We start from the raw sequence: 7,141 nt of genomic DNA, 5'->3' as shown, positions 1-7,141 counted from the left end.
AGCAGGAAGCCCCGTCCTTCAGGGCGGGGAAGATGTTAACTCGATCAGCACCTAAAAAAGAGGACGTAAGCACGCCGGTCGTCTACTATCGGCCCAACCAATGCGAGTGGAACCATGACCGAAGACCTGCTTGAACGAAAAACAGACACCAAGAACACGACGAAGAAGCCACCGCTTTTCGCTGTCCTTCTCGTGAATGACGACTTGATTTCCGGAGAGATTGTCGCGTTGCTCCTGATGCGTCATTTCGGAAAGTCCATCGAAGAGTCAATCCAGATCATGATGGATGCTCACACCAACCAGCTCTCACTGGTCGACATCTACCCCATGGAAATAGCCGAGACCAAATCCGAGGCCGCCATGAGCGACGCCCGTTCTGTCGGGTTCGACCTGAAGTTTGAACTCCAGCCGCAGGATCTCAGTGACGACGACACTCCGAATTTTCCCGGCCCCTAATCCTCTCCAGCCGGCGTTACCCGTCCGAGCTTGATCTTTTCATCTCCAAAGTAGAGAAGATGAGAATAAGGATCAGAAACGGAGAGTGACATGGGTGTCGGCGTTTATACGAATGATTTCAACGGATCCGGTGGCACTTTCATGGTGTCGGCCGCACTGCCTAGTGACGACGATTACCGCTCATACGTCATCGATCTCGGGCGGGATTACGCCGATAGCTTCGATGCTTGGAAGGAAAGCGTGGCCGAGACGCCTGATCCGAGCGAGTCCGACTACGAGGACTACCTGTTTGAACTTGGAGAGGACGATGCCCTTAGCATCGAGGCCTGGCGGCAGGATCAGGTCGATACCGAGGTCGAGAACATGGAATACCTTATCGCGGAGGCCTGCAAGAAATTGAGTATGTCCGTCAATGCTGGCGGACGATGCTCCCGCGCCGATTTCGACGACGAATTTGTCCTTGTTGGCGATGGCCGGCATGTTCAGGTCGGCTGGAGGAACTGGGAGCACGATTACGTAATCGGAATCGGGGGAACGTCCAAGACAAAATACTGGGGCGGCGAGCCGGATGCTTATGCCGGGGAAATCATGGAAGAGACCGGGCTTGCGCCCAGCGCCTACTGCAACACCTACGCCGATCTCGCCTCAAAGGTTAGCGACTACGTCCGTCTGTCCTTGATGGTAGATGGTTTTGAATGCCGCTTCAGGACGAGCGGCTACACGACCGATCTCTACGAAGCGCCGGCGGAAGGCTTCGAAGCTGCGCTGTCGGCACTCGAGACCCAGATCGCAAGTCTCAATGACTGTCTTTCCACCGATTTTGAGGACGGCCTGACGGAGGCCACCGACATCGAGCGGGTGGAGATCGCCAAGGAAATCCTGTCCTGCGATCACAACACCGTCCTGCGGGCCGCCGTGCCTGTCTACGATCCGGTTCAAGGAAAACTGAATCTTTACGCCCCGACGGAATCAAAGATCTTCGCCGCTGTGCCAATGAATGACATCCTAAGAGCCGAGATCGCCGACATCATCTCCGATCTCCCCAACGAAGAGGACTACGTGTCGATCCCTCGCAACGAGAATACCCTCAAGGTGTTCGGCGATCTGCAAGCGAAGGCGATGGACCACGTCGTCATTTCCGTCGACGAATGGAATGCGGCGGAACCAGGTGATCTCCAGATAGACTGGGTCGACGACAACGGGAATCACTGGGTCGCCGGTATCGTAATGGGCGACAAGCAAGCTCTTCCGACCCCGTGACCGGGGTCGCCGGCCGTTTCCTGTCTTCGTCTTTTCAGGTCAGAATCCCTTGAACAACCCGGGGATTTTCATGTCTAACGAGCGCGAGAAAAAATACTGGAACGGCGGCGCCAACCCGATTTGGCTTTTCGTCACTTGGCCGATGCTGTTTCTTTATTGGATTGCCGTCCTGTTACACTTTCCGCTTCAGGTCGCGCGCTTTCTCGGGGATAACGTTCATCCCCTTGCGGAGCGGTGTTTCGAGCTTATTTGGGTCGACTTGGTCCTTGCTCTCATGCAGAAGATGCCCTGGTCCGTCAACGAGCATGCTCTCGCGCTCGTTGTCGTCCTAGGTGGCCTTTATCTGATCGTTCGCCTCTCCGAGCGCTTCGCCCTGACGGAAGATAGGCTGTTGATCAGGACTGGAGTTCTCTTTCGCTCCGAGGACGAAATCGAACTCTACCGCGTCATGGACGTCCGCTCCCGAAGAGGCCCCCTGCAATTCCTTCTAAACGTCGGAGACGTGACCGTCATGTCGTCCGATGCCAGCGGAACCGTCGTTCTGCGCGGCGTGCCCGGAGCGAGCCGTGTTCGCGATCTCATTCGGGAGCGTACCGAGGAATGCAAGAGTCGACGCGGTTTCCGCGTTCTCGAATGACCGCGGCTGCCCCGCACGTCGTGGCACGGCGACTTATTAACGTCCTCCCTGTCAAGCCGGTCGCGATCAGAAGGCACATGGATGCACTGCAGGAGCGCCTTTTTGACGAAACATCCAAGGAATACGCCTACGTCTTTCATGGCGATTAAGCCACCGCGCGCGTAATCCGCCTCGGTGGAAGCACATTCTTCAGGTAAACACCGCGCCCGTTGAGGCTCCAGCCCTCCTCGCTAGAGGACCATGCCAGCACCTCTCCTCCTTCAAGAAGATACGATGGCACCTCTCCGCACGCCGGGAGCGGTAGTTGCTGCCCATCCACGACCCTTTTTAACGAGCCGCCTTCCGGAAAGTGAAGGAGAACGATGGATCCAGAGGGGAACATCGACGCTGGGCCGCCGGGGAGAAAATCGACCGGAACGCTACTGCCAGTCGAGCCGCGCCGCCTGACCCTCGACGCGTTCGGGTAGAGCGCCATGAAGGCGGCTCTCGTCCCTGCCCATTCGTCCTCTCGAGCCTGCTTCGGACGCATGATTGAAGCCCCACTCGAGCTGTGTACGTATTCCGCTTGGCCGTCTCGCAGATTGAGCCAGAACCATTCTCTCTTCATCGTGGACGGTCTTTCAGTGAAACTTCTGGTTCCATTCATGATGTCCCGAAGATCGCCGCGTTACAACGTGTTTTCCCGAAAGACCGCGCTGGACCCGATCTCCCGCCTCCGATGAGGATTCGCGCCGGTCAGAGCGGTGCCGCGTGCCCGAATTTACCCCCGATCCGAGCGAATGAACCGAATCCCTCTCGACTTCTGCGGTTAATGTTGACAAAATAGCTCTGTAATGGTTTTATCCGTCCTCGAAAGAGGAGCTCAAGATGGAGAACAACCCACTCGTTGCCGACCGCGACCGCCACCAGTGGTTCACCCCTGTTTGGGCCGCCAAAGCGCTCGTTACCGCGCATTTCGGCGATCTTACCGATGAGGACATCGTTGTCGAACCCACCTGCGGAAGCGGTAACTTTCTGACGGCCCTGCCGAAGGAGATCAGCGCGTTCGGAGTGGAGGTCGACGCGGCCCTGGCCGATCTCGCGCGGCGCAACAGCGGCCGCATGGTACTGGAGGGTGACTTTAGAACCGTGGAACTTCCGTCAAGACCCACTGCAGCTATCGGAAATCCCCCCTTCAACATGGATGTCTTCGACGGCATTCTCGATCGCTGTCACGATCTCATGGATAGGGACGGTCGGGCTGGTTTTATTCTTCCGGCCTACGCCTTCCAGACCGCCTCGCGCGTGGCCTCGTACGCTCGTCGATGGTCTCTGGAGCAGGAAATGATCCCCCGCAATCTCTTCCCCGGAATGAGCAAGCCACTCTGCTTCGCCGTGTTCCGCAAGGATGGCCTCGGCCACCTCAGGGGATTCGCTCTCTACCGGGAGCTTCACGATGTTCACTCCATGCCAGACTACGTCGCCGACGAACTTAACCACTGCGGAAGCGCGTGGAGCGTAATCGTCTCCAGAGCCCTCGAGGAGTTGGGCGGATCGGCCGCGCTGAGCGAGATCTATGCCGCCGTCGAGCCGCGTCGTCCGACTGGGAATTCCTGGTGGCGGGAAAAAATTCGCCAAACCCTCTCAAGATCGTCCGAATTCGTTAAACTGGATCGCGGATATTGGTCAATTAACAAGGATGCAATGGCAGCATGACTTATCAAGACAAACGGGCCGGAGACATCTACAACCGAAGCATCGACGGCACAATCAGGGCCATCGCGGAACGGGAAATGCAGACGGTCGACCCCGCCCACGGCTTCGATCACGTACGGCGCGTTGTCGACACCGCGACGCAGATCGCCGTGGCCGAGGAGGCCGAAGTGTCCGTTGTGCGCGCAGCCGCCTGGATGCACGACCTCGTCACGCTCCCCAAGGACAACCCGCTCTCCCACACCTCGTCCGTTATGTCGGCGAAGGCGGCGGCCGGAATTCTGAGCGACCTCGGGCTTTCCCTGTTGTTCGTCGGATCGGTCGCGCACGCCATCGAGGCTCACAGCTTCAGTGCCGGCATTGAGCCGGAGACGCTAGAGGCTCGAATTCTCCGCGACGCGGACCGGATCGATGCGCTCGGAGCCATCGGCATTGCGCGTTGCTTCGCCGTTTCCGGCTCCATCGGTCGTCCTCTTTTCCATCCCGACGACCCCCTCGCCAAGGAGCGGAGCGCGAATCCCTCCGCATGGTGTCTCGACACCTTTCCGAGCAAGATCTTCCCCCGGATTGAAGGTGTCACGACGGAAACCGGACGAATGATCGCCGAGGGCCGCCTTCAATACATGAAGGAATTCATGACGCGCGTCGGCGACGAACTCAACGATTTTCCGGTTCCGGAATTCGGCTACGAAGAAGACCGAGGACGAGATTCATGAGGATCATCGGCAAGGGCAGGGATTTCTATGACGGAGCCATGGCGTTCGGCGCCGACAGGGAACTTGTCTTCATGAGGGATAAGCATCGAGGATGCCGGGCGCCTCCCCTCGGAGAAGTGCGAGCTTCGTCGGCCGACCAAGCGAACCATCCGGATCCGTAAGATCGGCAGCCGGGACGCGTGGGTACACGAGTGCCATCTTATCGTCGTGATCTTCGCAGGTGTCCGCTACCCCGGCATCGAGGTTCCTATGGAGGGTGAGTACTTCGGTGAGAGCAAGGTCTCTTACGCCTGGAGTCTCGATGCCTTTAAGGCGCTCCTGATCGACTGTGGATACGAGATGATCGACGCCCACAGGAAAGGGAACGACGAATTCTTCCGTTACGCCGGAATGACAACGATCGACAAGCATTTCTGCGACGAGATCTCCAAGATCGAAACCTACTGGATGATCGAGAACGGCAAATCCATCGCGATCTGGAACTACGAGCCGTACCGCTTCGGTTTCAACAGGAAAGGGTGGTCGTGGGTCTTCGATTGTGACGGGTTGAGCGACATCAACTTCGCGAAGGCCCTAGACCCCTACGGCGCGTTTCAGGCGCTGTCTCAGTGGGTCGGAGGCGTTCTCCCGAGGAAAGGCAAGGAGACCGTCCAACTCACGGATACGGACCTTGCGAAAAAACATGGGTACGACCACTGGTCGTTCCGCAAACCGCCACAGGCGAAGAGGCGCTGACAAACGAGCCTAGGCCCGTTCCTCACTTCGACGGGACCGACACTTGAGGCTCTCAGGCCCGGTCATTACAGCCCCGGCGGCGTTGATTCGTTCGCCGGACCGAGAGCCGTCCTGATGATGGTTTCCAGCGGATCGGCCACGACCGAGGCGCGGTCGTAAAAGATATCGTCGAAAGCGCTCTCGGGAATATACTCCGACGGCTCCAGATTATTCAGGATCGTTCGGCAAGGGGCGTTTTCGGCAAATTCCGCAACAGGAAGAACGTTTCCTAGCGTTCCGATCACGACCAGAAGGTCATCTCGGCGCAGGCGCTTCAGCGCCGTGTGCATCTTCGAATATTCGGGCGCCAGTTCCCCAAACAGAACGACGTCCGGACGAAAGAGGCTTTTCGACTGCGGACACCTAAATTTGAAACCGTCGGACGGCGCGTTACTCTCCTCGCCCGACCAGTAGCGCCTGTGACCGATGTCCCTGACTACCTTGGAATTGCCGATCGAACGCATGCGCGTCAGAAACCCGTGCAAATGAATAGCGTTCTCGCATTCGGCACGCTCCAGTAGATCGTCGATGTTCTGGGTCATTACGACGGCCCTGTCCCCGTAATCCGTGGAGATACGGGAAATCATGAAGTGAGCCGGGTTCGGGGCGACCGACGCAAGCGCAACGCGTCGCTCGTCGCAAAATTCGTGAACCAGAGAGGGCTGTTGATCGAAACCCCTCCGCGACACGATGTCCTCCACAACCCTCCCTCGGTAGAGTCCACCTTCACCGCGGAAGGTCGGCACGCCGCTGTCGGCACTGAGTCCCGCCCCCGTTAGAAATACGACGCGATTATTTCTTGCCTCTTCCGTCAATACCACCTCCAAACGCCCACTTGACCAAACCTTCCGCTGCGACCACGAGTAAATATAGGACACCATGGAAAACACGCGGTCAATACGGTCGCAACTAGGAGGGCTGCAATAAAAAACGGGCCGCAAAGCGACCCGTTCATGAATTCGATCTCGTTCCGATTTTATCGAAAGACCCAGGTGATCGTGTTCGCGGCAGACCCGCAGGAACTACCCGCCGTGGCTGGGTCGAACGGGGGAGGAGTGCCGGTGATGGAGCGGGTGGTGCCTCCGACTGCGACGCTGTAGAGGCCTCGACCAAGATCCTGCGTCACCATCCGCGAACAGGCATCGGAGGGAATGTTCGACATCACAACGGAAAAGCCGCTCGAGGTTCCGCCGCCCGCGTTCGCGGCGGCGACCGTCACGGGGCCGTTGTGCGAATGCCGGATAGTGGAGCCCGCAATCATCTTACTCGGGAGAGCCTCGGTATTGACCAGGACGGTGTTGGATACACCACTGTAGCTCGACTGGCCGGAATAAAGGGAGCGAACACCCTGCTGGATCGCGCCAAGCTCGGATATGGTCGCGGAGGTTTTCCGGGATCCGTCGGCGTTGGTGTAGAAGATCATGATGCCGGCAACGACGATGGCGAGAATCGCCAGAACCATCGCCGCCTCGATCAGGGTCACGCCGCGCTTGCGGCGCGCCGACAGCCCCTCGCGAATGGACCCGAGACAGAGCCGATCCATATCGCCGTTTCCGCATTTGTAATTGAAATACTTTTCGCCCATCTGTCGCCTACTCCGCGAATG

At 58.2% G+C, this 7,141-nt stretch carries 8 protein-coding genes; 6 read left to right on the top strand and 2 right to left on the bottom strand.

The annotated features are described in order from the left end of the window. Nucleotides 1–114: 114 nt before the first annotated feature. The 6 genes from E1297_RS05745 to E1297_RS05720 all read left to right on the top strand — a co-directional run bounded on the left by E1297_RS05745 (nucleotide 115) and on the right by E1297_RS05720 (nucleotide 5,496). The gene (locus E1297_RS05745; RefSeq protein ID WP_155135134.1) at nucleotides 115–456 is read left to right on the top strand and encodes an ATP-dependent Clp protease adaptor ClpS; all 342 of its coding nucleotides are present in this window, start codon (nucleotides 115–117) and stop codon (nucleotides 454–456) included. Between the two features lie 90 nt (nucleotides 457–546). Further along, nucleotides 547–1,716: a hypothetical protein gene (locus E1297_RS05740; RefSeq protein ID WP_155135131.1), complete on the top strand. Its 1,170-nt coding sequence runs from the start codon at nucleotides 547–549 to the stop codon at nucleotides 1,714–1,716. 70 nt (nucleotides 1,717–1,786) lie between these two features. Continuing rightward, complete coding sequence (locus E1297_RS05735; protein WP_155135128.1) at nucleotides 1,787–2,353, top strand: PH domain-containing protein; 567 nt, start codon at nucleotides 1,787–1,789, stop codon at nucleotides 2,351–2,353. Between the two features lie 867 nt (nucleotides 2,354–3,220). Next, a complete protein-coding gene (locus E1297_RS05730) occupies nucleotides 3,221–4,048 on the top strand; it encodes a class I SAM-dependent methyltransferase (RefSeq protein WP_155135125.1) in 828 nt (275 codons plus the stop codon). Beyond that, nucleotides 4,045–4,761, top strand: a complete 717-nt coding sequence (locus E1297_RS05725) for an HD domain-containing protein (protein ID WP_155135122.1) — start codon at nucleotides 4,045–4,047, stop codon at nucleotides 4,759–4,761. The genes E1297_RS05730 and E1297_RS05725 overlap by 4 nt, the downstream gene beginning before the upstream one ends. Before the next feature lie 249 nt (nucleotides 4,762–5,010). Next, nucleotides 5,011–5,496: a hypothetical protein gene (locus E1297_RS05720; protein WP_196223208.1), complete on the top strand. Its 486-nt coding sequence runs from the start codon at nucleotides 5,011–5,013 to the stop codon at nucleotides 5,494–5,496. Nucleotides 5,497–5,561: 65 nt separating this feature from the next. Here E1297_RS05720 and E1297_RS05715 read toward each other — a convergent pair whose 3' ends face one another. Both E1297_RS05715 and E1297_RS05710 read right to left on the bottom strand, forming a co-directional pair. Beyond that, nucleotides 5,562–6,350, bottom strand: coding sequence for a Sir2 family NAD-dependent protein deacetylase (locus E1297_RS05715; protein WP_196223207.1), 789 nt, complete (start codon nucleotides 6,348–6,350; stop codon nucleotides 5,562–5,564). A 161-nt stretch (nucleotides 6,351–6,511) separates the two neighbouring features. After that, nucleotides 6,512–7,120: a type 4 pilus major pilin gene (locus tag E1297_RS05710; RefSeq protein ID WP_155135113.1), complete on the bottom strand. Its 609-nt coding sequence runs from the start codon at nucleotides 7,118–7,120 to the stop codon at nucleotides 6,512–6,514. Nucleotides 7,121–7,141: the final 21 nt, after the last annotated feature.

Source organism: Roseibium sp. RKSG952 (genome assembly GCF_009711355.1).
The sequence above is the reverse complement of the archived record's forward strand: the minus strand, read 5'-3'. Positions and strand labels throughout refer to the sequence as shown.